Origin of the sequence: Massilia timonae (assembly GCF_001866515.1) — a bacterium.
Taxonomy (GTDB): Bacteria; Pseudomonadota; Gammaproteobacteria; order Burkholderiales; family Burkholderiaceae_D; genus Telluria; species Telluria timonae.
Genome location: NZ_JRYB01000001.1, coordinates 1,205,579 through 1,229,666, shown reverse-complemented (window position 1 = coordinate 1,229,666; position 24,088 = coordinate 1,205,579). Strand labels below are relative to the sequence as shown.

Genomic DNA, 24,088 nt, shown 5'->3' with positions numbered 1-24,088 from the left:
GCGCGCGACGCGGTCGACCCTCGGAAAACATTTGTACAATAGCATTTCGGGGCGGCATCTTCAACCCGCGATTCGCCTCGCCGTCCCGGTGCGACCGCGGACGAGGCGCACAGAAATTGACGGGCACGCGAAAAAAGCTATTGCAAAACTTTAAGCCCGGCACTTATAATTCGGCTCCCCGGGCGGTTAGTTCAGCTGGTTAGAATACTTGGTCGACATCCAAGGGGTCGCAGGTTCGAATCCTGCACCGCCCACCAGACTTCCAGATCGCAGGCTCCCAGCAATGGTCGTAGCCTGTAGAGAAAAGGCGCAGCGGTGTGCCTTTTCTGTGCCGCTCAGCTAGAGCGGATTCTTCTTTCTCCAGTTACTGCGAAAAGCGCAACAGGCCGGTCTTGACTCCGATTTTTCCTGTTGCGCCGAAGCCTTTTGCGCGCTATACTAGCCGGCTTCGGTATGGGTCTGTCTTTTTTGACCCATATTTTTTAGTAGTTCAACTACCCCCGCCCAATCGTAGGTGGGAATGGAGAAAAAATGAGCCTGGGCCTCCTCGGTCGCAAGGTTGGCATGATGCGTATCTTCACGGATGACGGCGATTCGATCCCTGTCACCGTGCTGGACGTGTCGAACAACCGTGTCGCACAAGTCAAAACCCCTGAAACTGATGGCTACACCGCAGTTCAGGTCGTCTTCGGTCAACGTCGCGCTTCCCGCGTGAACAAGGCCGCCGCCGGTCACTACGCCAAAGCTGGCGTCGAAGCCGGTACGATGCTGAAAGAATTCCGCATCGATTCCACCAAAGCCGCTGAACTCAAAGCCGGCGACACCATCGATGCTTCGATGTTCGAAGTGGGCCAGAAAATCGACGTGCAAGGCACCTCGATCGGTAAGGGCTACGCCGGTACCATCAAGCGTTACAACTTCGCTTCGGGCCGTGCTACCCACGGTAACTCGCGTTCGCACAATGTTCCTGGCTCGATCGGTATGGCCCAGGATCCAGGCCGCGTGTTCCCGGGCAAGCGCATGACCGGTCACCTGGGCGACGTTACCGTCACCACCCAGAACCTGGAAATCGCTCGCATCGACGCCGACCGCCAGCTGCTGCTGGTCAAAGGTGCCGTGCCTGGCGCGAAGAACGGCCAAGTGGTCGTCAAGCCTGCTGTCAAAACCAAAGCCAAGAAAGGAGCGTAAGCATGGAACTGAAGCTCCTGAATGAGCAAGGTCAAGCTGGCGCCAACGTTGCAGCAACCGACGAAGTGTTCGGTCGTGAATACAACGAAGCCCTGATCCACCAGATCGTCGTCGCCTACGCTGCCAACGCACGTAGCGGCAACCGCAAGCAGAAGGACCGTGAAGAAGTCCACCACACGACCAAGAAGCCATGGCGCCAGAAAGGCACCGGCCGCGCTCGTGCTGGTATGTCGTCGTCGCCACTGTGGCGCGGCGGTGGTCGCATCTTCCCGAACACCCCGGACGAGAACTTCTCGCACAAAGTTAACAAGAAGATGTTCCGTGCAGGTATCTGCTCGATCTTCTCGCAACTGGCTCGCGAAGGCCGCCTGAACGTGGTCGAGAACCTGTCGATCGAAGCTCCAAAGACCAAGCTGCTGTCGCAAAAACTGCAGACCATGGGTCTGGAATCGGTCCTGGTGATCACCGACACCATCGACGAGAACCTGGAACTGGCATCGCGCAACCTGCCGCACGTGCTGGTCGTCGAGCCGAAGCACGCTGATCCGATGTCGCTGGTGTTCTACAAAAAAGTCCTGGTCACGAAAGCTGCTCTGGCCAAGATCGAGGAGATGTACGCATGAGCGCCGCAATCAAATTCAGCGAAGAGCGCCTGATGAAGGTGCTGCTGGCTCCGATCATTTCCGAGAAGGCTACCTTCGTCGCGGAAAAGAACGAGCAGATCGTGTTCAAGGTCCTGCCTGACGCGACCAAGCCAGAAATCAAGGCTGCCGTCGAACTGCTGTTCAAGGTCGAAGTGGAATCGGTGCAAACCGTGAACCGCGAAGGCAAGCAAAAGCGTTCGGGTCGTTTCACCGGCCGTCGCAACCACACCAAGCGTGCTTTCGTGTGCCTGAAGCCAGGCCAGGAAATCAATTTTGTCGAGGAGGCTAAATAATGGCACTCGTTAAGATGAAGCCAACCTCCCCAGGCCGTCGCGGCATGGTGAAAGTTGTGACCGAAGGCCTGTACAAAGGCCGTCCGCTCGCAGCCCTGGTTGAAAAGAAATCGAAAACCGCCGGCCGTAACAACAACGGTCACATCACCACCCGCCACAAGGGCGGTGGTCACAAGCAGCACTACCGTCTGGTCGACTTCAAGCGCCAGAAGGACGGCATTCCTGCCAAGGTCGAGCGTATCGAATACGACCCGAACCGTACCGCGCACATCGCACTGCTGTGCTACGCGGACGGCGAGCGTCAGTACATCATCGCCACCAAGGGTCTGTCGGTCGGTGACACCGTCATGAACGGCTCGGAAGCGCCGATCAAGGCCGGTAACTGCCTGCCAATCCGCAACATCCCGGTCGGTACCGTGATGAACTGCGTCGAAATGCTGCCAGGTAAGGGCGCCCAGATGGCCCGTACCGCCGGCGCCGGCGTCGTGCTGATGGCCCGTGAAGGCACCTACGCCCAGGTTCGCCTGCGCTCGGGTGAAGTCCGTCGCGTGCACATCGAGTGCCGTGCAACCGTGGGTGAAGTCGGCAACGCCGAGCACAGCCTGCGCAAGATCGGTAAGGCTGGCGCGATGCGCTGGCGCGGTGTTCGTCCTACCGTCCGCGGTGTGGTCATGAACCCGATCGATCACCCGCACGGTGGTGGTGAAGGTCGTACGGCAGCTGGTCGTCATCCAGTGTCGCCATGGGGCCAGCAGACCAAGGGCAAGAAGACGCGTTCGAACAAGCGCACTTCGTCGATGATCGTCTCGCGTCGCGGCAAGAAATAAGGATAAATCATGACTCGTTCATTGAAAAAAGGGCCGTTCATTGACGCCCACCTGGTGAAAAAAGTCGAAGCCGCGCAAGCGACCAAAGACAAGAAGCCAGTCAAAACCTGGTCGCGCCGCTCGACGATCACCCCGGACTTCATCGGTCTGACGATCGCCGTCCACAACGGCAAAGTGCACGTGCCTGTGTACGTGTCGGAGAACATGGTCGGCCACAAGCTCGGCGAATTCGCGCTGACCCGTACGTTCAAGGGCCACGCCGCTGACAAGAAGGCGAAACGATAATGGAAACTAAAGCAATCCTCAAAGGCGTGCGCCTGTCGGAACAAAAAGGCCGTCTGGTCGCCGACCTGATCCGTGGCAAGAAAGTTGACGCTGCACTCAACATTCTGCAATTCAGCCCGAAAAAGGGCGCGACCATCATCAAGAAGGTTCTCGAGTCGGCGATCGCCAACGCGGAACACAACGATGGCGCGGACATCGACGAGCTGAAAGTCACCCAGATCTACGTCGAAAAGGGCCCGATCCTGAAGCGCTTCACCGCACGTGCGAAGGGCCGCGGCGATCGTATTTCGAAACAATCCTGTCACATCTACGTGACTGTCGGTAACTAAGGAGTCACACGATGGGTCAGAAAATCCACCCAACCGGCTTCCGCCTGGCGGTCACCCGTAACTGGGCATCGCGCTGGTACGCTGGCAACGGCAATTTCGCCGACATGCTGAAGGAAGACCTGGAAGCACGCGCTTTCCTGAAGAAGAAGCTGAAGAACGCTTCGGTCGGCCGCATCGTCATCGAGCGTCCTGCCAAGAACGCACGCTTCACCATTTACTCGTCGCGTCCTGGTGTCGTGATCGGTAAAAAAGGCGAAGACATCGAAGTGCTGAAGTCGTCGCTGACGAAGATCATGGGCGTGCCTGTGCACGTCAATATCGAAGAGATCCGCAAGCCGGAAATCGATTCGCAGCTGATCGCCGATTCGATCTCGCAGCAGCTCGAAAAGCGCATCATGTTCCGTCGCGCCATGAAGCGCGCGATGCAAAACGCCATGCGCCTGGGCGCCGTCGGCATCAAGATCATGTCGTCGGGCCGCCTGAACGGCATCGAAATCGCACGTACCGAATGGTACCGCGAAGGCCGTGTGCCTCTGCACACCCTGCGCGCCGATATCGACTACGGCACCAGCGAAGCATCGACCACCTACGGCATCATCGGCGTCAAGGTCTGGGTCTACAAGGGCGACCGCTCCCCAACGGGCGAAGCACCTGTGATCGACACCCCGCCGGACGAGAAGAAGCCACGCGGCCCACGTCGTGACGACGGCAAGCCAGGCAGCCGTCCACGTCCAGGCGCGAAGCCAGGTGCCGCTCCAGCGGGCCGCCGCGCCGCTGCCAAGCCGGCAGCTGAGAAAGCAGGAGAATAAGCATGCTGCAGCCATCGCGCAGGAAATATCGTAAAGAGCAGAAAGGCCGTAACACCGGCATTTCGCACACCCGCGGCACCGCTGTGTCGTTCGGCGAATTCGGCCTGAAGGCAGTTGCCCGCGGCCGTATCACCGCACGCCAGATCGAAGCGGCTCGTCGTGCCATGACCCGTCACATCAAGCGTGGCGGTCGTATCTGGATCCGTATCTTCCCGGACAAGCCGATTTCGAACAAGCCGGCCGAAGTCCGTATGGGTAACGGTAAGGGTAACCCAGAGTACTACGTCGCTGAAATCCAGCCAGGCAAAGTCCTGTACGAGATGGACGGCGTCGCTGAAGAACTGGCGCGCGAAGCGTTCCGCCTGGCCGCTGCCAAACTGCCACTGGCTACCACCTTCGTGGTGCGCCAAGTTGGCCAATAACAGGAGTTGAATATGAAAGCATCGGAACTCCGCGGCAAAGACCAGGAAGCGCTGCAGAAGGAGCTGAACGAGCTGCTGAAGGCCCAGTTCGGTCTGCGCATGCAAGTCGCTACCCAGCAGCTCGGTAACACCGCGCAGCTCAAGAAAGTACGTCGCGATATCGCGCGTGTGAAGACTGTGATGAACCAGAAGGAAGCCAAATGAACGACACCACTAAAACGGCGCTGAAGCGTACGCTGGTCGGCAAAGTCGTGTCCGACAAAATGGACAAGACGGTGACCGTGCTGATCGAACGTCACGTCAAGCACCCGCTGTACGGCAAGATCATCGTGCGCTCGAACAAGTATCACGCGCACGACGAAGCGAACGAAGCGAAAATCGGTGACACCGTCGAGATCGCAGAAGGTCGCCCGATCTCGAAGACGAAAGCGTGGACTGTGACCAAAGTGTTGCAAGTCGCACAGGTACTGTAAGTATCTAGAAAATTTGTCTTGCGTGGCCCGCTGGTATCTGAGATACTAGCGGGCTTCGTTCATGTGTTGCCGCAGTTTGTCCCCTCGGCAAGTGCGGCCTGTAACGAATGCGTTATTGGAAAGTCCAATCACCCAATCGTGGTGCTCCAGCAGGGGCGGCACGGCGGGACCAAGACTGACCGCAGGCCCATGGGTTTCCGTGGGGTTTTCTACGGCTTAAGTTGGGAAAGAAAATACTATGATTCAAACCGAAAGCCGGCTCGAAGTAGCCGACAACACCGGTGCCAAGGAAGTTCTGTGCATCAAGGTGTTGGGCGGCTCGAAGCGCCGTTACGCGAGCATTGGCGACATCATCAAGGTCACCGTGAAAGTCGCTGCCCCACGTGGTCGCGTCAAAAAGGGTGAAATTTACAATGCCGTGGTTGTGCGTACCGCTAAAGGTGTGCGCCGCCAGGATGGTTCCCTGGTCAAGTTCGACGGCAATGCCGCTGTCCTGCTGAACGCCAAGCTGGAGCCGATCGGTACCCGTATCTTCGGACCGGTGACGCGCGAGCTGCGTACCGAGAAGTTCATGAAGATCGTGTCGCTGGCACCTGAAGTTCTGTAAGGATTCGACATGGATAAGATTCGTAAAAACGACGAAGTCATCGTTCTGACCGGTAAGGACAAGGGCAAGCGTGGCGTCGTTCAGAAGCGTGTAGACGCTGAACACGTCATCGTCGAAGGCGTCAACGTCGCTAAGAAAGCGACCAAGCCGAACCCGATGACCGGTGTTACTGGTGGTATCGTCGACAAGACTATGCCGATTCACGTGTCGAACGTCGCGCTGTTCAACGCTGCGACCGGCAAGGCAGATCGCGTTGGCTTCAAAGACCAGGACGGCAAGAAAGTCCGCGTCTTCAAGTCGAACGGCGAAGTAGTGAAAGGGTAATAAGAAATGGCCCGTCTCCAAGCAATTTACAAAGACAAAGTCGTCGCCGAACTGACCGAAAAATTCGGTTACAAGTCGGTGATGGAAGTGCCGCGCCTGACCAAGATCACCCTGAACATGGGTCTGTCGGAAGCAGTCGCCGACAAGAAGATCATCGAGCACGCTACCGGCGACCTGACCAAGATCGCTGGCCAGAAGCCAGTCGTGACCAAGGCTCGCAAGGCAATCGCAGGTTTCAAGATCCGCGAAGGCTACCCGATCGGCACGATGGTGACCCTGCGCGGCGCCCGCATGTACGAATTCCTGGACCGTTTCATCACCGTGGCCCTGCCGCGCGTGCGTGACTTCCGTGGCGTGAGCGGCAAATCGTTCGATGGCCGCGGCAACTACAACATCGGTGTCAAAGAGCAGATCATCTTCCCAGAGATCGACTACGACAAGATCGATGCGCTGCGTGGCATGAACATCTCGATCACCACGACCGCTAAGACCGACGAAGAAGCCAAAGCGCTGCTCGCCGCCTTCAAATTCCCGTTCAGGAACTAAGAGCATGGCAAAACTTGCACTGATTAACCGCGAACAAAAGCGTGCAGACCTGGTGGAGAAATTCGCCGCGAAGCGTGCCGCTCTGAAAGCAATCATCGACGACCAGTCGAAGTCGGAAGAAGAACGTTACGAAGCGCGCCTGAAGCTGCAGGCTCTGCCGCGCAACTCGGCCCCGACCCGCCAGCGTAACCGCTGCGCCATGACCGGCCGTCCACGTGGCACTTTCCGTAAATTCGGTCTGGCCCGTACCAAACTCCGCGAATTCGCCATGAAGGGCGAAATTCCGGGTATGACCAAAGCTAGCTGGTAATAGGAGAATAAGCAATGAGTATGAGCGATCCTATCGCCGATATGCTGACCCGCATTCGCAACGCACAAGTTGTTCAGAAAACCTCGGTCGCAATGCCGTCGTCGAAAGTCAAGGTTGCCATTGCCAACGTCCTGAAGGACGAGGGTTACATTGAAGATTTCGCAGTGTCGTCCGAAGGCGGCAAAGCGGAACTGAAAATCGGTTTGAAGTATTACACCGGCCGTCCGGTCATCGAGCGCCTCGAGCGCGTTTCCCGTCCTGGCCTGCGTATCTACAAGGGCAAAGACGAGATCCCAACCGTCATGAACGGCCTGGGCGTGGCTATCGTCTCGACCCCGCAAGGCGTCATGACTGACCGCAAAGCACGTGCTACCGGCGTCGGTGGCGAAGTGATTTGCTACGTGGCTTAAGGAGTAGACGATGTCTCGAGTAGCTAAGATGCCAATCGCCGTCCCTGCCGGTGCCGAAGTCGCGATCAACGCGTCGTCGATCACCGTCAAGGGCCCGCTGGGCACCCTGACCCAAGCCCTGAACGGCCTGGTCAAAGTGGAAAACAACAATGGCACGCTGACCTTCGACGTGATCGACGAGTCGCGTGAATCGAACGCCATGTCGGGCACCCTGCGCGCCCTGGTCAACAACATGGTCACCGGCGTCACCAAGGGCTTCGAGAAGAAGCTGAACCTGGTCGGCGTGGGCTACAAGGCAGCAGTGCAGGGCAACGCCCTGAACCTGTCGCTGGGCTTCTCGCACCCGGTCCTGCACGCGATGCCCGAAGGCGTCACCGCAGTGACCCCGACCCCGACCGAAATCGTGATCAAGGGTATCGATCGCCAGAAGGTTGGCCAGGTTGCCGCCGAAGTTCGCGCTTACCGCGCTCCTGAGCCTTACAAGGGCAAGGGCGTCCGTTATTCGGACGAAGTGGTCAAGCTTAAAGAAACCAAGAAGAAATAATCGGAGCAGACATGGACAAGAAACAATCCCGTCTGCGTCGTGGCCGTCAGACCCGCATCAAGATCGCCCAGCTGGGCGTGAACCGCCTGTCGGTTCACCGCACCAACCTGCACATCTACGCGAACCTGATCAGCCCGGACGCAAAAGTACTGGTGTCGGCTTCGACCCTGGAAGCGGAAGTGCGCGCCGAACTGGCTGGCAAGACCGGCGCCGGCGGCAACGCTGCTGCAGCCGCTCTGGTTGGCAAGCGCGTCGCAGAAAAAGCACTGAAAGCAGGAATCACCGAAGTTGCGTTCGATCGCTCGGGTTTCCGTTACCACGGCCGTGTGAAGGCGCTGGCGGAAGCCGCGCGCGAAGCCGGTCTGAAGTTCTAAGGAAGAATCGTCATGGCAAAAATGCAAGCGAAAATGGCAAGCGACAAGCCGGATGATGGCATGCGCGAAAAAATGATCGCGATCAACCGCGTGACCAAAGTGGTCAAGGGTGGTCGTATCATGGGTTTTGCAGCGCTGACCGTTGTCGGTGACGGCGATGGCCGCATCGGCATGGGCAAGGGCAAATCGAAGGAAGTTCCTGTCGGCGTGCAAAAAGCGATGGAAGAAGCCCGCCGCAACCTGATCAAGGTGCCACTCAAGAACGGTACCCTGCACCACACCGTGTCCGGTCGTCACGGCGCCTCGCGCGTCATGATGATGCCAGCCAAGCCTGGTACCGGCGTGATCGCTGGTGGCGCAATGCGCGCTATCTTCGAAGTGATGGGCGTGACCGACGTGGTCGCCAAGTCGACCGGTTCGTCGAATCCTTACAACCTGGTGCGCGCAACCCTCGACGGCCTGTCGAAGATGAGCACCGCGGCTGACATCGCTGCCAAGCGCGGCAAGTCGGTCGAAGACATCGTCGGTTAAGGAGAACTCACATGGCAAACACCGTTAAAGTTCAGCTCGTCAAGGGCCTGATCGGTACCCGTCAAGACCACCGCGCCACCGTGCGTGGCCTGGGCCTGCGTCGCGTCAACTCGGTCTCCGAGCTGCAAGACACCCCAGCCGTGCGTGGCATGATCAACAAAGTCGCGTACCTCGTGAAAGTTGTTTCGTAAGCCCTCGGGTTTGCGAACGGAGAAATCAATGGAACTCAATACCATTCAACCAGCCGAAGGCGCTAAACACGCCAAGCGTCGCGTCGGTCGCGGCATCGGCTCCGGCCTGGGCAAGACCGCCGGCCGTGGTCACAAGGGTCAGAAATCGCGTTCGGGCGGCTTCCACAAAGTCGGCTTCGAAGGCGGTCAGATGCCTCTGCAGCGCCGTCTGCCGAAGCGCGGCTTCAAATCGCTGAACGCGACCTTCAAGGCTGAAGTTCGTCTGTCCGACCTGAACAACCTGGCTGTCGGCGACGTCGACATCCTGGTGCTCAAGCAGGCAGGCATCCTGCCGGTCGTGGCACGCGACGTGCGCGTCATCCTGTCCGGCGAGATCACCAAAGCGGTGAACCTCAAGGGCCTGAAAGCGACCGCTGGCGCGAAAGCAGCGATCGAAGCAGCTGGCGGCTCGGTCGCGTAAAGCGGCCGCTGCCTGATCGGAGCAAAAATTGGCGACTAATTCACAACTTGGTAAAAGCGCCGCTTCCGGATTCCCCTGGGGCCGGCTGTGGTTTTTGCTTGGCGCATTGGTCGTGTACCGCATCGGTGCTCATATCCCGGTTCCCGGGATTGACCCGGTGCAGCTCGCTGCGCTGTTCAAGCAGAACGAGGGCGGCATCCTGGGCATGTTCAACATGTTCTCGGGTGGCGCCTTGTCCCGCTTTACCGTGTTCGCGCTCGGCATCATGCCTTACATTTCGGCTTCGATCATCATGCAGCTTGCATCGATCGTCTCGCCGCAACTCGAGGCGTTGAAGAAAGAGGGCGAGGCCGGCCGCCGCAAGATCACCCAGTACACCCGTTACTTCACGGTGGCACTGGCGTTGTTCCAGGCGTTCGGCATCGCAGTCGCGCTCGAGGCGCAGCCTGGCCTGGTCATCGACCCTGGTCTCGGCTTCCGCTTCGTGACCGTCGTTACCCTCCTGACCGGCACCATGTTCCTCATGTGGCTGGGCGAGCAGATCACCGAGCGTGGTCTTGGCAACGGCATTTCGATCATCATCTTTGCCGGTATCGCAGCAGGTCTGCCTTCGGCCCTGGGCGGCTTGTTCACCCTGGTCTCGAACGGCTCGATCGGCAGCTTCTCGGCCATCCTGATCGTGGTCCTGGTGGCTGCGGTGACGTATGCGGTGGTGTTCGTGGAACGCGGACAGCGCAAGATCCTGGTCAATTACGCCAAGCGTCAAGTCGGCAACAAGATCTACGGTGGCCAAACCAGCCATCTGCCCTTGAAGCTGAACATGGCAGGCGTGATCCCGCCGATCTTCGCTTCGTCGATCATTCTGTTCCCGGCGACGATTGTCGACTGGTTCACGCGCGGCAAGGATTCCAGCGGCCCCGTGATCGGGTTCCTGAAGGATCTGGCGGCGTCGATGGCGCCAGGCGAGCCAATCCACGCGTTGCTGTATGCGGTGGCGATCGTATTCTTCTGCTTCTTCTACACCGCGCTGGTATTCAACAGCAAGGAGACGGCGGACAACTTGAAGAAGAGCGGCGCGTTTGTTCCGGGCATCCGTCCGGGTGAGCAGACCGCACGCTACATCGACAAGATCCTGATGCGCCTGACCCTGGCCGGTGCAGTCTATATCACCCTGGTGTGCCTGGTGCCGGAGTTCATGACCGCCCAGTGGAAGGTTCCCTTCTACTTCGGTGGCACGTCGCTCCTGATCATCGTGGTGGTGACGATGGACTTCATGGCACAAGTGCAGAACTACGTCATGTCGCAGCAATATGATTCCCTGCTGCGTAAGGCTAACTTCAAGGGTGGAGTTCCTACGCGATAAGCGGGGGAGTGCATAGAGCGAATGGCAAAAGACGACGTCATCCAAATGCAGGGGGAGATTCTGGAGAATCTCCCAAACGCGACGTTCCGCGTGAAGCTGGAAAACGGACATGTGGTCCTGGGGCATATCTCGGGTAAAATGCGGATGAACTATATCCGCATCCTCCCGGGTGACAAGGTGACGGTGGAGTTGACTCCGTATGACCTGTCCCGGGCCCGCATCGTGTTCCGCACCAAGTAAAAACATCATCAAGTAAACGAACCGAAGAGAGTGCAAAATGAAAGTTAACGCTTCAGTCAAGCGGATCTGCCGCAACTGCAAGATCATCAAGCGCAAAGGCGTGGTCCGTGTGATCTGCGTCGAGCCGCGTCACAAGCAGCGTCAAGGTTAATCGAGGAATAACGAATGGCACGTATTGCAGGGGTTAACATCCCAAATCATCAGCACACCGTTATCGGCCTGACGGCTATCTACGGTATTGGCCGTCCGCGTTCGCAGAAGATCTGCGACGCAACCGGTATCGCGACCAACAAGAAGGTCAAGGACCTGGACGATAACGAACTCGAGAAACTGCGCGACGAAGTCGGCAAGTTTGTCGTGGAAGGCGACCTGCGCCGCGAACTGTCCATGAACATCAAGCGTCTGATGGACCTGGGTTGCTACCGCGGCATGCGTCACCGTAAGGGCCTGCCGGTCCGCGGTCAGCGTACCCGCACCAATGCTCGTACCCGTAAAGGTCCGCGCAAGGCAGCTCAATCGCTCAAGAAATAATCTAGGAACCGACCATGGCCAAGCAACAAAGCAGCGCAGCAGCAGCACGCGTGCGCAAGAAAGTGAAGAAGAACGTTGCCGAGGGCATCGCCCACGTGCACGCCTCGTTCAACAACACGATCATCACCATCACCGACCGTCAGGGCAATGCTCTGTCGTGGGCAACCTCCGGCGGCGCCGGCTTCAAGGGTTCGCGCAAATCGACCCCGTTCGCGGCTCAGGTCGCTGCCGAAGCTGCAGGCAAGGTCGCTCAGGAATCGGGCGTGAAAAACCTGGAAGTGCGCATCAAGGGCCCAGGCCCAGGCCGTGAATCGGCTGTGCGCGCTCTGAACAACCTCGGCATCAAGATCACCGAGATCCAGGACGTCACCCCAGTTCCACACAACGGCTGCCGTCCGCCGAAGCGTCGCCGTATCTAAGACATCGAATAGGGCGGTTCTCCGCCCGATCCGTGTCTTGAACACGACGCACGGGGCGCACGCCCCGTTGTGTTTAAAAGATCGCCGGTGCAGTTGCCCAGAAATGGGTTATACTGCCCGGCTCTTGTCGCCTGCCATCTTGATGGCGGGCGCTGTTGTAAGCCACGTCCGGCCTGAGTTGCTATCAACTGCAGAGCTGGACTAGCGCCTGGGTGCATGTGCATCTCTGGGGCGTGATCAAATATTAAAGGAAATCTAACGTGGCACGTTATATCGGACCAAAAGCAAAACTGTCGCGCCGTGAAGGCACCGACCTGTTCCTGAAGAGCGCACGTCGCTCGCTCGATTCGAAGTGCAAACTGGACGTCAAGCCAGGCCAGCACGGCGTCAAGTCGGGTGCCCGCACCTCGGACTACGGCAACCAGCTGCGCGAAAAGCAGAAGGTCAAGCGTATCTACGGCGTGCTGGAACGTCAGTTCCGCCGCTACTTCGCTGAAGCGAACCGTCGCAAGGGCAACACCGGCGAAACCCTGCTGAAGCTGCTGGAATCGCGTCTGGACAACGTCGCTTACCGCATGGGCTTCGGCTCGACCCGCGCCGAAGCACGCCAGCTGGTGAGCCACAAGGCCTTCACCGTGAACGGCAACGTCGTGAACATCGCTTCGTACCAGGTCAAGACCGGCGACGTGATCGCTGTTCGTGAAAAAGCCAAGAAGCAAGTGCGTATCGCTGAAGCGCTGTCGCTGGCCGAACAAGTCGGTTTCCCGAGCTGGGTCTCGGTCGACGCGAAGAAGCTGGAAGGCACCTTCCGTTCGTTCCCAGAGCGTAACGAAATCGCTGCTGACGTCAACGAAGCGCTGATCGTCGAACTGTACTCGCGTTAATGGATGGGAGGGGAGCGGCTATGCCGTTCCCTTTTCGTCTTCTCCGCCGGGCCGTCCAGGCCCGTGCGGAAACGACGGGAGTGGCGGTGCGGATGCAGCAACCCCGGGTTGGCTCCGCAGCGGGCTTCGGCTCCCGATCACTCCCGTCGCACTGGATTCGTTTTACCGCCTGCTGATGCAGGCGTTCTCTTTAAAGCCATCAGCCTTATCGGTGTAACGAGCCGAGGGTATTGAAAAGGACTCATTCATGCAAAATAGTTTGTTGAAGCCACGTATCATCGATGTCGAAGCACTGGGCGCCGGCCACGCGAAAGTCGTGATGGAGCCGTTCGAGCGTGGCTATGGCCACACCCTCGGCAACGCACTGCGTCGCGTCCTGCTGTCGTCGATGGTGGGCTATGCGCCGACCGAAGTGACGATCGCTGGTGTCGTGCATGAATACTCGTCGCTGGATGGCGTGCAGGAAGACGTCGTCGACCTGCTGCTGAACCTGAAGGGCGTGGTCTTCAAGGTCCACAACCGCGATTCCGTCACCCTGACCCTGAAGAAGGAAGGCGAAGGCGCCGTCCTGGCTTCGGACATCGACCTGCCGCACGACGTCGAACTGATCAACCCTGACCATGTCATCGCCCACCTGACCGCAGGCGGCAAGCTGGACATGCAGATCAAGGTCGAGAAGGGCCGCGGCTACGTGCCGGGCAACGTCCGTCGCCTGTCGGAAGACACCAACAAGACCATCGGCCGCATCATCCTGGACGCATCGTTCTCGCCAGTGCGCCGCGTGTCGTACGCCGTGGAATCGGCCCGTGTCGAACAGCGTACCGACCTGGACAAGCTGATCATCAACATCGAGACCAACGGCGTCATCACCCCGGAAGAAGCGATCCGCCAGTCGGCCCGCGTGCTGGTCGACCAGCTGAACGTGTTCGCCGCCCTGGAAGGCACCGAAGCCGCCGCCGAAGCGCCATCGCGCGCACCGCTGGTCGATCCGATCCTGCTGCGCCCGGTCGACGACCTGGAACTGACCGTCCGTTCGGCCAACTGCCTGAAAGCAGAAAACATCTACTACATCGGCGACCTGATCCAGCGTTCGGAAAACGAACTGCTCAAGACGCCGAACCTGGGCCGCAAGTCGCTCAACGAAATCAAGGAAGTCCTTGCTTCGCGTGGCTTGACCCTGGGCATGAAACTCGAAAACTGGCCACCAGCCGGTCTCGAAAAATAATTTTGTCGTACCCCGCCTGGGCATGATGTCCGGGCGGATTTAACCCTGAACCGGTCCGCGGACGTGCTTGCACGAACGATCGAAGAACTGGATTTGAAAACACCCGAAAGGAAATACCATGCGTCACCGTCACGGCCTTCGTAAACTGAACCGTACCTCGTCCCACCGTCTGGCAATGCTGCGCAACATGACTGTTTCGCTGCTGCGTCACGAAGCCATCAAGACCACCGTCCCGAAAGCCAAGGAACTGCGTCGCGTCATCGAACCGATCCTGACCCTGGGCAAGACCGACACCCTGGCAAACAAGCGCCTGGCCTTCGCTCGCCTGCGCGACCGCGAAATGGTCCAGAAGCTGTTCGCTGAACTGGGTCCTCGCTACGCAAACCGCAACGGCGGCTACCTGCGTATCCTGAAGATGGGCTTCCGCGTTGGCGACAATGCACCAATGGCTTACGTCGAACTGCTGGACCGTCCAGAAGTCACTTCGGCTGAAGAAGCACCGACCGCCGAGTAATCGACTGTCGACTTGAAAAGACCAGGCCTCGCGCCTGGTTTTTTTTCGCCCGTGCCAAGGATGAGTTCCGGCGCGAAGCGGGCAAGCGGTGTACCATGCCCGGTGCAGTAACTTTCCACGAGATACCATGGTTCGATTTTCCGCCCGCCGCCTGCTGCAGGCCTGCCTGACGCTGTTCGCCGTCCTTTCCCTGTTCACCGCGCTGCCCGCCCGCGCCGGGCAGGACTTCCTCGACCCCGCCGTCGCCTTCCGTTTTGAAGCGCGCATGGCGGATCCGCAGACCGCCGAGATCACCTACGTCATCGCGCCCGCCTACTACATGTACCGCGAGCGCTTCGCCTTCAAGGCCAGCGGCGCCGGCGTCACGCTGGGCGAGCCGCAGGTCCCGCAGGGCAAGGTGAAGTACGATCCGACTTTCGAGAAGGACCTGGAGACCCATACCGGCACCCTGACGATCCGCATCCCGGTCGAGGGCACCGGCCCGTTCACCCTGACGGCCATCAGCCAGGGCTGCGCCGACGCCGGCCTGTGCTATCCGCCGCAGGAGCACAGCGTGAATCTCGGCGCCGGCGGCGCGCAGCCCGCGTCCGGCCTGCCGATCGGGGGCGGCGCGGCGCTGGGCGGCATGTCGACGCCGGCGTCCGCGCCCCTGGCCGATACGCTGGCAGCGGCGCCCGCCGCACCGCAATCGGACCTGTCGACCATCGCCGGCATCCTCGGCGGCGGCAGCCTGCTGGCCATCGTGCCGGCCTTCATCCTGCTCGGCCTGGGCCTGGCGTTCACCCCGTGCGTGCTGCCGATGGTGCCGATCCTGTCCTCGATCATCGTGGGCGAGGGCAGGCACGTGAGCCGTTCGCGCGGCTTCGTACTGTCGCTGGCGTATGCGCTGGGGATGGCGATCGTCTACACCCTGCTCGGCATCGCCGCCGGCCTGGCCGGCGAAGGCCTGGCCGCGGCGCTGCAGAATCCCTGGGTGCTGGGCGCCTTCGCGCTGCTGATCGTGGCCATGTCGCTGTCGATGTTCGGTTTCTATCAGTTACAACTGCCTAACACCTTGCAGACCCGGTTGACGCAGGCATCCAACAGCCAGCAGGGCGGCAAGCTGCTCGGGGTGTTCGTCATGGGCGCCATTTCGGCCCTGATCGTGGGGCCTTGCGTGGCGGCGCCGCTGGCCGGCGCCCTGGTCTACATCAGCCAGACGCGCGACGTCTTCATCGGCGGCGCGGCGCTGTTCTCGATGGCGGTGGGGATGAGCATCCCGCTGCTGCTGGTGGGCCTGTCGGCCGGCTCGCTGCTGCCGCGCGTGGGGCCGTGGATGGAATCGGTGAAGCGCCTGTTCGGCGTGCTGATGCTGGCGATGGCGATCTGGCTCGTGTCGCCGGTGCTTCCGGGCCTGGCCCAGATGCTGCTGTGGGCGGCGCTGCTGCTGGGGTATGGCTTCTATCTGCTGCGCCATACCCGTCACTGGGCGGCGATGGCCTTCGGCGCGGCGTTCGCGGTGCTGGGGACGACCCAGCTGGTTGGCCTCGCCAGCGGCGGGCGCGATGCCTGGGCGCCGCTGGCGCACCTCGGTGGCGCGCCGCAGAACCACGGCCTGGCGTTCACCCGCATCAAGACCGTGGACCAGCTCGACGCCGCGCTGGCCGCCAACGCCGGCAAGACCGTGATGCTCGATTTTTATGCCGACTGGTGCGTGTCGTGCAAGGAGATGGAAAAGTTCACCTTCGTCGACCCGGCCGTGCAGCAAAAGCTCGCCGATACCGTGCTGCTGCAGGTGGACGTGACGGCCAACGATGCCGACGACAAGGCCATGCTCAAGCGCTTCGGCCTGTTCGGGCCGCCGGGCATCATCCTGTTCGATGGACAGGGGAAGGAAATCGCGGACAGCCGGGTGATCGGCTTCCAGAATGCGGAGAAGTTCCTGGCCTCGCTGCAGCGGCTGCAGCGGTAAGGTTGGCGGCGTCGCCGCCAACCTTGGGATCTGTCACGCTTACGCGTTCGCGCGGTGGCCGTGGTGACCATGATGGCGCGGGCCCTTGCGGTGCTTGGCCTGCTCATCGAAGGTCTTGCGCTGTTCCGGCGTCAGCTGGGCATAGAAGCTGTTCAGGGCGCCAAGACGCGCTTCCATGCGCGCGGTGCGTTCCTTCTGCATCGCGATCTGCTTTTCCATGCGTTGCGGGGCGCTCAGGCTGGCCCAGGCGGCGCGGTCGCCACGTCCGGCGCGTTCACCCTTCTTCTGCGGCGCCTGGCTGGCGACGAAGGCGTCCCAGGCCGGCTGCTGCTGCGCATTCAGCTTGAGCGCATCGCGCAGCTTGGCCTGGCGTTCGGCGCGCTTCTGTTCCATCTTCGCGCGGCGCTCGCCGGCCTTGGCCTGCCACTCGGCCTTCTTGGCCAGGCGTTGCTCGGCGGTCAAGGCTGGACGGCCTTCGGCAGGGGCGGCGGTCTGGGCCTGGGCGCCGATCGTGGCGCCGAACAGGCCGGCAGCGGTGAGGGCGATCACGAGGTTCTTGCGGAGGGTATTCATGGTTCTTCCTTTTGTGAGTGTCTGGTTGACGTGCATCCGAAACGCTCGCTGCACGGTTCCCATCTTGCGCACAAACTGTAACCGTGGGGTTTCCCCTGTCTCGTACATTGTATCAATATGTTTCGGGCCTATTCGCTTATACACAGCGATACAAAATGCTCCTCCGGGCTTGTCATAAACTCGGATAATTGAGGTTATGGATACTCCCTCTACGATTCTGATCGTCGACGATGACCGCGACATCCGGACCCTGCTGGCCGACTACCTCGAGTCGAACGGCTACCGGACGCTGGCCGCCGCCGACGGCAACGCGATGTGGAAGGCGCTCGAAGAAACCCGCCCCGACCTCATCGTGCTCGACCTGAACATGCCCGGCGACGACGGCCTGACGCTGTGCCGCAAGCTGCGCGCCACCTCGACCCTGCCGGTCATCATGCTGACCGCCCGCAACGAGCCGCTGGACCGCATCCTCGGCCTCGAGATGGGCGCCGACGACTACCTGCCCAAGCCCTTCGAGCCGCGCGAACTGCTGGCGCGCATCCGCAGCGTGCTGCGCCGCTCGCACGCCATGCCGTCCAACACGCCGTCCGAGAACGTGCAGCAGATGCGTTTCTCGGGCTGGACGCTCGACCTCACCGCGCGCCACCTGCTCAACCCGGACGGCATCGTGATCATGCTGTCGGGCGCCGAATTCCGCCTGCTGCGCGTGTTCCTCGAGCATCCCAACCGCGTGCTGAACCGCGACCAGCTGCTCAACCTCACGCAGGGCCGCGACGCCGACCCGTTCGACCGCTCGATCGACATCCAGATCAGCCGCCTGCGCCAGAAGCTGGGCGAGGATGCGCGCATGCCCCAGATCATCAAGACGGTCCGCAACGGCGGCTACGTGCTGGCCGGCCAGGTGACGGTGGAGCCGGCGGCGTGAAGGATTTCTTCGGGTCGATGACGGGACGGGTGTTCCTGACGCTGCTGCTGGGCGTGTGGATCTCGGCCGCGCTGACCCAGCTGGCGGCCGACTACCAGCGCCTGCGCGACTGGGAACGCCAGCGCGAGCAGCACCTGCTGGAACGCGCCGAGCAGCTCGTCATGGCCACCGAGATCGTGCCGGCCGAGGCGCGCTCGATCTATCTCGACGTGGCCAACCGCCCCGGACTCGAGCTCCAGGTCAGCGATACGATTCCGGCGGCAGCGCCGGCCACCCCGTTCGCGAAGTCGCTGGCCGCGCGTCTGGGCAAGGGCTACCGGGTCGAATCGGTCTCCGCGCGTCCGGCCGCCTGCGACGGTGCGCCGCCCCTGCCCATGATGTACGGGCTGCTCAGCATGCGATACAGCGGCGCCTGCGAATCGCTCAACGTGCATCTGCGCGACGGCGCCGAGCTGCACCTGTCGGTGCTGCCGCCACGCCCGTCCACGCCAAGCGACCTCGACCTGCGCGCGCTGGTCGCCCTGTTCATGGTCAGCATCGCCGTGCTGGCCTACCTGGTGGCGCGCATGACCACCCGCCCGTTCAAGCAGCTGGCCCAGGCCGCGCAAGACCTGGGCCAGGACATCAACCGTCCGCCGCTCGACCTCACCGGCGCCAGCGAGATCCGCCAGGCCAGCGCCGCCTTCAACGCGATGCAGGCGCGCATCCGCCAGTACATCTTCCAGCGCACGCAGATGCTGGCCGCGATCACCCACGACCTGCAGACGCCGCTCACGCGCATGCGCCTGCGGCTCGAAAAAGTGTCCGACGGCGAGCTGCAGGAACGCCTGATCGGCGACCTGTCGGCCATGCAGGAAATGGTGCGCGAAGGCCTGGTGCTGGCGCGCAGCATGGACACCACCGAGGCGATGCAGATGCTGGACCTCGATTCGCTGCTGGAAGCGGTGTGCGCCGACGCCAGCGACGCCGGCCAGGATGTCACGCTGGAGGGCAAGGCCACGATGGCGGTGCTGGGCCGGCCGCTCGACCTGCGCCGCTGCCTGGGCAACCTGATCGACAACGCGGTCAAGTACGGCCGCGATGCGCGCGTCTGCGTCGACCGCGTCAACGGCACGGCGCGGGTGCGCATCCGCGACAGCGGCCCGGGCATCCCGAGGAGCGAACTGGGACGGGTGTTCGACCCGTTCTACCGGGTCGAGACCTCGCGTTCGCGCGAATCGGGCGGCACCGGCCTGGGATTGACGATCGCGCGCAACATCACCGAGCAGCACGGCGGCAGCATCACCCTGACCAACCACCCGGAAGGCGGGCTGGAAGTGACCTTGATGCTGCCGGCCTACTACCCGAACAAACTGGTGAATAAATAGCGAAGAGACAAGCGCAGTACACGAAGTCGTAACAACACTGTGGGACAATGCGGCGCCCTCATCCAGGGCGAGCCGCAGGGCCACCACGATCAATGATGGAGCCGCCGACAACGGGCGGCAAGGGACGAGAATGAAAAAGAAGAATGTCGGCGTCATCGCCGGAATTGCGGCGCTGGTCGTGGCTGGCGGCTGGTATCTGAGCCAGGGCAACGATGCCAAGGCCGAGGCGGGAGCGGGCCAGGGGCCAGGTGGCGCGGGCGGCCAGCCGCCGGTGACCGTCAACGTGGTCGCGCCCGAGCGGCGTGACGTCGGCGTCGAACTGTTCGCCAACGGCACCGTGACACCAATGAAAACGGTCAACCTGCATCCGCAGACCGTCACCACGATCCGCGAAGTGCATATCCGAGAAGGCCAGTTCGTCAAGGAAGGCCAGCTGATGTTCTCGCTCGACGACCGCGCCGACATGGCCAACGTCGCCCGCGCCGAAGCGCAGGTGGCGCGCGACTCGGCCACCCTGGCCGACCTCGAGCGCCAGTACAAGCGCAGCCAGGAACTGGTGGCGCAGAACTTCCTGGCCCAGAGTGCCCTCGACTCCCTGCTCAGCCAGGTCGAAGCCCAGCGCGCGCTGGTGCAGTCGAACCAGGCGGCGGCCCGCGCCACGCGCGTGAGCGCCAGCTACACCACGATCCGGGCGCCGATGACGGGCCGGGTCGGCGCCATCGACGTCCACCCGGGCACCCTGGTGCAGATGAGCACCTCGCTCACCACCATCACCCAGCTCGACCCGATCAACGTGTCGTTCACCCTGCCGGAATCGACCTTGGGCGCGCTGCTGGCGGCCCAGAAGCAGGGCAACGTCGAGGTACGGGTCAACCCGGGCAGCGGCAAGGAAAAAGACGCGCCGGTGGTCGGCCGCCTGAGCTTCATCGACAACGCGGTCGATCCGCAGGCCGGCACCATCCGCGTGAAGGGCGAGTTCGCCAACCGCGACACCTCCCTGTGGCCGGGGCAGTACGTGACCGCCAACGTGGTGGTGCAAACGCTGAAGAATGCGGTGGTGATCCCGCAGACCGCCATCATCACGGCGACCAACGGCACCTTCGTCTATGTGCTGGGCGAAGGCAGCTCGGCGCGCCAGGTGCCGGTGCAGCGCGTCTACGCCTTCGGCGACCAGGCGGCCGTCACCGGCCTCGAGGGCGACGAGCGGGTCATTACCGAGGGCAAGCAGAACCTGCGGCCGGGTGGCAAGGTGCGCGTGGCGGGCCAGCCTGGCAAGCCGGCAGCCGCCAAGCAGGGCGAGCAGGCATGAATCTGTCCGAACTGTGTATCCGCCGTCCGGTGATGGTGGTGCTGCTGTCGCTCAGCCTGGTGCTGGTTGGCATCCTGTCGTACATGCAGATCCCGGTCGCCGCGCTGCCCAGCTATAACACGCCGGTCATCAACGTCTACGCCAACCTGGCCGGGGCCAGCCCCGAGACGATGGCGTCGTCGGTGGCGCTGCCGCTCGAGAAGCAGTTCTCGACCATCGCCGGCATCAAGCTGATCACCTCGACCAGCACCCAGGGCGACACCAATATCGTGCTGGAGTTCGACAACGAGATCGACGTCGACAAGGCGGCGGTGGACGTCCAGGCGGCACTGCTGGTAGCCCAGCGCCGCCTGCCGCTCGAGATGACCGAGATGCCGTCCTACCGCAAGGTCAACCCGGCCGACGCCCCGATCCTGTTCATGCACCTGACCTCGCCGTCGATGGACTTGTCGGAGCTGAACGACTACGCCGAAAACCTGATCTCGCCGGCGATCTCGACCGTGCAGGGCGTCTCGCAAGTGTCGATCAACGGCGGCAAGCGCTTCGCCGTGCGCGTGCGCGCCCGTTCCGACCTGATGAACGCCCGCAATATCTCGATGGACGAGCTGGCGGCGGCGCTGCGCGCGGCCAACTCGAACACGCCGCTGGGCATCCTCGACGGCCCGACCCAGGCGCTGACCATCCAGGGCGGCGGCCAGCTGATGCGGGCGGCCGACTTCGCCAACCTGATCATCGCCACCCGCGACGGCCTGCCGGTGCGCCTGAAGGACATCGCCGACGTGCAGGACAGCTACCAGTCGGTCAAGGCCATGGGCAGCCTGAACGGTGAGCGCTCGATCTCGCTGATGGTGCAGCGCCAGCCGAACGCGAACACCGTGCAGGTGGTCGACGCGGTGCGCGCGCTGATCCCGCGCTTCGAAGGACAGCTGCCGGCCTCGATCAAGATCGAGCTGGTGAACGACCGCTCGCTGTCGATCCGCGAAGCGATCCACGACGTCAACCTGACCCTCGGCGGCACCGTGCTGCTGGTGATCCTGGTGATCTTCCTGTTCCTGCACCGCGCCGCCGCCACCTTCATCCCGGCGGTGACGGTGCCGATCTCGCTGCTGGGCGCGCTGTCGCTGCTGTACTGGCTCGGCTACAGCCTGGACAATATCTCGCTGCTCGGCATCACGCTGGCGGTCGGCCTGGTGGTCGACGACGCGATCGTGGTGCTCGAGAATATCGTGCGCCATATGGAGATGGGCAAGAAGCCGATGGCGGCCGCCCTCATCGGCGCGCGCGAGGTGGGCTTCACCATCATCTCGATCTCGATCTCGCTGGTGGCGGTGTTCATCCCGATCTTCTTCATGCCGGGCGTGATCGGCCTGCTGTTCCGCGAATTCGCCGTGATCGTCGGCCTGGCGGTGCTGGTCTCGGCCCTGATCTCGCTGACCCTGGTGCCGATGCTGTGCTCGCGCCTGCTCAAGGATGGCGGCCACGTCGACCCGAAGGACATGTCGTGGATCGGCCGCCGCTTCGAAGCCGGCTTCACGCGCGTGCGCAACGGCTATGGACGCACGCTGGACCTGGCGCTGCGCCACCGTTTCGTGGTGCTGATGCTGGCGCTGGGCACCTTCGTGCTGACCGGCGTGCTGTATTCCACCATGCCGAAGGGCTTCTTCCCCGAAGAAGACATCGGCCAGATCCGCGTGATGGTCGAAGCGTCGGAAGACACGTCGTCGATGGCGCTGGCCGAGCTGCAGGGCAAGGTGGTCGACATCATCCGCGCCAATCCCTATGTGAAGGACACGACCTCGTTCAGCGGCGGCGGCAATACCGGCCGCATGTTCCTGGTGCTGAAGGACCGCGGCGAACGTCCGCCGATGGACCTGGTGATCGACGACCTGCGCAAGGCCACCCGCGCCGTGCCGGGCGTGCAGGTGTTCATGTCGCCGCAGCAGAACCTGCAGCTGGGCGGGCGCCAGAGCAAGGCGCGCTACCAGTACACGCTGCAGAGCGTGTCGGGCGGCGAGATCGGCGGCTGGGCCGAGAAATTCCTGGAAGGCATGCGCAAGGACGAGCGCTTCCGCGACGTCAACAGCGATTCCCAGAACAAGGCGCTGCAGGCGACGGTGGACATCGACCGCGACAAGGCGGCGCTGCTGGGCGTGGAAATGGACGACATCCGCACCGTGATGTACGCCTCCTTCGGCGAACGCCAGGTCTCGACCATTTATTCGACGGCGGCGAGCTACTACGTGATCCTGGAAGCGGCCGCGAGCGACCGCTACTACGACGAAGCGCTGTCGCGGGTCTCGGTGCGCAGCAAGAGCGGCGAGCTGGTCAAGCTGTCGAGCATCGCCTCGGTGCGCCGCACGGTCGGCCCGCTGCAGGTCAACCACCAGGGCCAGTTGCAGGCGATCACCCTGTCGTTCAACCTGGCCCCGGGCGTGTCGCTGGGCGACGCCACCGCCCACATCGAGGAGCTGGGGCGCGACATGAAGCTGCCGGCCTCGGTCATCGCGACCTATGGCGGCGACGCCGCCGTGTTCCAGGATACGCAATCGAGCCAGCTGATCCTGATCATCGCCGCGGTCGGCGTCATCTACGTGTTGCTGGGCGTGCTGTACGAGAGCTATATCCACCCGCTGACCATCCTGGCCGGCCTGCCGTCGGCGGCCGTCGGGGCGCTGATCACCTTGTGGTTCTTCGACAAGGACCTGACCCTGATCGCCATGATCGGCATCCTGATGCTGATCGGCATCGTCAAGAAGAACGCGATCATGATGATCGACTTCGCGCTCGACGCCCAGCGCAACCTGGGCATGAGTCCGCAAGAGGCGATCCGCGAGGCCTGTATCCTGCGCTTCCGCCCGATCCTGATGACGACCCTGGCGGCGCTGATGGGCGCGCTGCCGATCGCGCTGGGCATCGGCGCCGGCGCCGAGCTGCGCCAGCCGCTGGGCCTGGCGGTGTGCGGCGGCCTGATCTTCTCGCAAGTCATCACCCTGTACATCACCCCGGTGATCTACCTGTACCTGGACCGCTACAGCGGCACCGGCCCGTTGACCGACGAGCAGATCGCCAGGGCCGACCAGCATCACGTGGCGCCTCCGGCCACGCCGGCCCACCCCGTGCACCCGGCCTGACCGGCAACCATGTGCGCCGACCGGCCGCCAGTATCGGAACATTCATTGTCTGATACTGGCGGCCGGAAACATTTGGTAACAACCATCAA

Annotated in this window: 34 protein-coding genes and 1 tRNA gene; 34 read left to right on the top strand and 1 reads right to left on the bottom strand. The window is 62.1% G+C overall.

Annotated features, from left to right (window positions below; genetic code table 11):
• Positions 1-180: 180 nt before the first annotated feature.
• The 30 genes from LO55_RS05425 to dsbD all read left to right on the top strand — a co-directional run bounded on the left by LO55_RS05425 (position 181) and on the right by dsbD (position 16,694).
• Positions 181-257, top strand: a tRNA-Val gene (locus tag LO55_RS05425).
• Positions 258-531: 274 nt separating this feature from the next.
• Positions 532-1,188 carry a 50S ribosomal protein L3 gene (rplC, locus tag LO55_RS05420; protein ID WP_005663469.1) on the top strand — a complete coding sequence of 219 codons (657 nt, stop codon included), beginning with the start codon at positions 532-534 and terminating at the stop codon, positions 1,186-1,188.
• Positions 1,189-1,190: 2 nt separating this feature from the next.
• Positions 1,191-1,811, top strand: coding sequence for a 50S ribosomal protein L4 (gene rplD / locus LO55_RS05415; protein WP_005663467.1), 621 nt, complete (start codon positions 1,191-1,193; stop codon positions 1,809-1,811).
• Complete coding sequence (gene rplW, locus LO55_RS05410) at positions 1,808-2,125, top strand: 50S ribosomal protein L23 (protein WP_005663466.1); 318 nt, start codon at positions 1,808-1,810, stop codon at positions 2,123-2,125. The genes rplD and rplW overlap by 4 nt, the downstream gene beginning before the upstream one ends.
• A complete protein-coding gene (rplB, locus tag LO55_RS05405; RefSeq protein ID WP_071360721.1) occupies positions 2,125-2,952 on the top strand; it encodes a 50S ribosomal protein L2 in 828 nt (275 codons plus the stop codon). The genes rplW and rplB overlap by 1 nt, the downstream gene beginning before the upstream one ends.
• Before the next feature lie 9 nt (positions 2,953-2,961).
• Positions 2,962-3,237, top strand: coding sequence for a 30S ribosomal protein S19 (rpsS, locus tag LO55_RS05400; RefSeq protein ID WP_005663463.1), 276 nt, complete (start codon positions 2,962-2,964; stop codon positions 3,235-3,237).
• Positions 3,234-3,566 (top strand): 50S ribosomal protein L22, encoded by a 333-nt coding sequence (gene rplV, locus LO55_RS05395; protein ID WP_174348348.1) that lies wholly within the window; start codon positions 3,234-3,236, stop codon positions 3,564-3,566. Before rpsS ends, rplV begins: the two co-directional genes overlap by 4 nt.
• An 11-nt stretch (positions 3,567-3,577) precedes the next feature.
• On the top strand, positions 3,578-4,375 hold the full coding sequence (rpsC, locus tag LO55_RS05390) for a 30S ribosomal protein S3 (protein ID WP_005663458.1): 798 nt from the start codon (positions 3,578-3,580) through the stop codon (positions 4,373-4,375).
• Between the two features lie 2 nt (positions 4,376-4,377).
• Positions 4,378-4,797 carry a 50S ribosomal protein L16 gene (rplP, locus tag LO55_RS05385; protein WP_005663456.1) on the top strand — a complete coding sequence of 140 codons (420 nt, stop codon included), beginning with the start codon at positions 4,378-4,380 and terminating at the stop codon, positions 4,795-4,797.
• A gap of 12 nt (positions 4,798-4,809) precedes the next feature.
• Entirely contained in the window at positions 4,810-5,001 is a 192-nt protein-coding gene (gene rpmC / locus LO55_RS05380) for a 50S ribosomal protein L29 (RefSeq protein ID WP_005663455.1), read from the top strand.
• Positions 4,998-5,270 (top strand): 30S ribosomal protein S17, encoded by a 273-nt coding sequence (rpsQ, locus tag LO55_RS05375; RefSeq protein ID WP_005663453.1) that lies wholly within the window; start codon positions 4,998-5,000, stop codon positions 5,268-5,270. The genes rpmC and rpsQ overlap by 4 nt, the downstream gene beginning before the upstream one ends.
• Before the next feature lie 238 nt (positions 5,271-5,508).
• The gene (gene rplN, locus LO55_RS05370; RefSeq protein ID WP_005663451.1) at positions 5,509-5,877 is read left to right on the top strand and encodes a 50S ribosomal protein L14; all 369 of its coding nucleotides are present in this window, start codon (positions 5,509-5,511) and stop codon (positions 5,875-5,877) included.
• A gap of 9 nt (positions 5,878-5,886) precedes the next feature.
• Positions 5,887-6,201: a 50S ribosomal protein L24 gene (gene rplX, locus LO55_RS05365; RefSeq protein WP_005663448.1), complete on the top strand. Its 315-nt coding sequence runs from the start codon at positions 5,887-5,889 to the stop codon at positions 6,199-6,201.
• A 6-nt stretch (positions 6,202-6,207) separates the two neighbouring features.
• Positions 6,208-6,747 carry a 50S ribosomal protein L5 gene (gene rplE, locus LO55_RS05360; protein ID WP_005663447.1) on the top strand — a complete coding sequence of 180 codons (540 nt, stop codon included), beginning with the start codon at positions 6,208-6,210 and terminating at the stop codon, positions 6,745-6,747.
• 4 nt (positions 6,748-6,751) lie between these two features.
• Positions 6,752-7,057 carry a 30S ribosomal protein S14 gene (gene rpsN / locus LO55_RS05355; protein WP_005663444.1) on the top strand — a complete coding sequence of 102 codons (306 nt, stop codon included), beginning with the start codon at positions 6,752-6,754 and terminating at the stop codon, positions 7,055-7,057.
• A gap of 14 nt (positions 7,058-7,071) precedes the next feature.
• Positions 7,072-7,467 (top strand): 30S ribosomal protein S8, encoded by a 396-nt coding sequence (gene rpsH / locus LO55_RS05350; protein WP_005663442.1) that lies wholly within the window; start codon positions 7,072-7,074, stop codon positions 7,465-7,467.
• Positions 7,468-7,477: 10 nt separating this feature from the next.
• Positions 7,478-8,011 carry a 50S ribosomal protein L6 gene (gene rplF, locus LO55_RS05345; protein WP_005663440.1) on the top strand — a complete coding sequence of 178 codons (534 nt, stop codon included), beginning with the start codon at positions 7,478-7,480 and terminating at the stop codon, positions 8,009-8,011.
• 11 nt (positions 8,012-8,022) lie between these two features.
• Complete coding sequence (gene rplR, locus LO55_RS05340; RefSeq protein ID WP_005663438.1) at positions 8,023-8,385, top strand: 50S ribosomal protein L18; 363 nt, start codon at positions 8,023-8,025, stop codon at positions 8,383-8,385.
• 12 nt (positions 8,386-8,397) lie between these two features.
• Positions 8,398-8,916 carry a 30S ribosomal protein S5 gene (gene rpsE / locus LO55_RS05335; protein ID WP_005663437.1) on the top strand — a complete coding sequence of 173 codons (519 nt, stop codon included), beginning with the start codon at positions 8,398-8,400 and terminating at the stop codon, positions 8,914-8,916.
• Between the two features lie 11 nt (positions 8,917-8,927).
• Entirely contained in the window at positions 8,928-9,107 is a 180-nt protein-coding gene (rpmD, locus tag LO55_RS05330; RefSeq protein ID WP_005663436.1) for a 50S ribosomal protein L30, read from the top strand.
• A gap of 28 nt (positions 9,108-9,135) precedes the next feature.
• Positions 9,136-9,567: a 50S ribosomal protein L15 gene (gene rplO / locus LO55_RS05325; RefSeq protein ID WP_005663434.1), complete on the top strand. Its 432-nt coding sequence runs from the start codon at positions 9,136-9,138 to the stop codon at positions 9,565-9,567.
• 28 nt (positions 9,568-9,595) lie between these two features.
• Positions 9,596-10,930, top strand: coding sequence for a preprotein translocase subunit SecY (gene secY / locus LO55_RS05320; protein WP_005663430.1), 1,335 nt, complete (start codon positions 9,596-9,598; stop codon positions 10,928-10,930).
• A gap of 21 nt (positions 10,931-10,951) precedes the next feature.
• The gene (gene infA, locus LO55_RS05315; protein WP_005663428.1) at positions 10,952-11,170 is read left to right on the top strand and encodes a translation initiation factor IF-1; all 219 of its coding nucleotides are present in this window, start codon (positions 10,952-10,954) and stop codon (positions 11,168-11,170) included.
• Between the two features lie 37 nt (positions 11,171-11,207).
• Entirely contained in the window at positions 11,208-11,321 is a 114-nt protein-coding gene (rpmJ, locus tag LO55_RS25690) for a 50S ribosomal protein L36 (RefSeq protein ID WP_005663407.1), read from the top strand.
• A 14-nt stretch (positions 11,322-11,335) separates the two neighbouring features.
• Positions 11,336-11,701: a 30S ribosomal protein S13 gene (gene rpsM, locus LO55_RS05310; protein WP_005663405.1), complete on the top strand. Its 366-nt coding sequence runs from the start codon at positions 11,336-11,338 to the stop codon at positions 11,699-11,701.
• A gap of 14 nt (positions 11,702-11,715) precedes the next feature.
• On the top strand, positions 11,716-12,120 hold the full coding sequence (rpsK, locus tag LO55_RS05305; RefSeq protein ID WP_005663404.1) for a 30S ribosomal protein S11: 405 nt from the start codon (positions 11,716-11,718) through the stop codon (positions 12,118-12,120).
• A 260-nt stretch (positions 12,121-12,380) separates the two neighbouring features.
• Complete coding sequence (rpsD, locus tag LO55_RS05300; protein WP_005663403.1) at positions 12,381-13,004, top strand: 30S ribosomal protein S4; 624 nt, start codon at positions 12,381-12,383, stop codon at positions 13,002-13,004.
• 247 nt (positions 13,005-13,251) lie between these two features.
• Positions 13,252-14,229 carry a DNA-directed RNA polymerase subunit alpha gene (locus LO55_RS05295; protein WP_005663401.1) on the top strand — a complete coding sequence of 326 codons (978 nt, stop codon included), beginning with the start codon at positions 13,252-13,254 and terminating at the stop codon, positions 14,227-14,229.
• 118 nt (positions 14,230-14,347) lie between these two features.
• Positions 14,348-14,743 carry a 50S ribosomal protein L17 gene (rplQ, locus tag LO55_RS05290; protein WP_005663400.1) on the top strand — a complete coding sequence of 132 codons (396 nt, stop codon included), beginning with the start codon at positions 14,348-14,350 and terminating at the stop codon, positions 14,741-14,743.
• Between the two features lie 127 nt (positions 14,744-14,870).
• A complete protein-coding gene (dsbD, locus tag LO55_RS05285; protein ID WP_071360720.1) occupies positions 14,871-16,694 on the top strand; it encodes a protein-disulfide reductase DsbD in 1,824 nt (607 codons plus the stop codon).
• Between the two features lie 39 nt (positions 16,695-16,733).
• On the opposite strand, the gene LO55_RS05280 is transcribed toward dsbD, so the two are convergent.
• Positions 16,734-17,267: a Spy/CpxP family protein refolding chaperone gene (locus LO55_RS05280; protein ID WP_005663397.1), complete on the bottom strand. Its 534-nt coding sequence runs from the start codon at positions 17,265-17,267 to the stop codon at positions 16,734-16,736.
• A 196-nt stretch (positions 17,268-17,463) separates the two neighbouring features.
• Between LO55_RS05280 and LO55_RS05275 the strand changes: the two genes are divergently transcribed.
• From LO55_RS05275 to LO55_RS05260, 4 genes are all read left to right on the top strand, one after another.
• Positions 17,464-18,192, top strand: coding sequence for a response regulator (locus LO55_RS05275; RefSeq protein ID WP_005663395.1), 729 nt, complete (start codon positions 17,464-17,466; stop codon positions 18,190-18,192).
• Positions 18,189-19,559, top strand: a complete 1,371-nt coding sequence (locus LO55_RS05270) for an ATP-binding protein (RefSeq protein ID WP_071360719.1) — start codon at positions 18,189-18,191, stop codon at positions 19,557-19,559. Before LO55_RS05275 ends, LO55_RS05270 begins: the two co-directional genes overlap by 4 nt.
• A 130-nt stretch (positions 19,560-19,689) precedes the next feature.
• Positions 19,690-20,868: an efflux RND transporter periplasmic adaptor subunit gene (locus tag LO55_RS05265; RefSeq protein ID WP_071360718.1), complete on the top strand. Its 1,179-nt coding sequence runs from the start codon at positions 19,690-19,692 to the stop codon at positions 20,866-20,868.
• Positions 20,865-23,999, top strand: a complete 3,135-nt coding sequence (locus LO55_RS05260; RefSeq protein WP_071360717.1) for an efflux RND transporter permease subunit — start codon at positions 20,865-20,867, stop codon at positions 23,997-23,999. The genes LO55_RS05265 and LO55_RS05260 overlap by 4 nt, the downstream gene beginning before the upstream one ends.
• Positions 24,000-24,088: the final 89 nt, after the last annotated feature.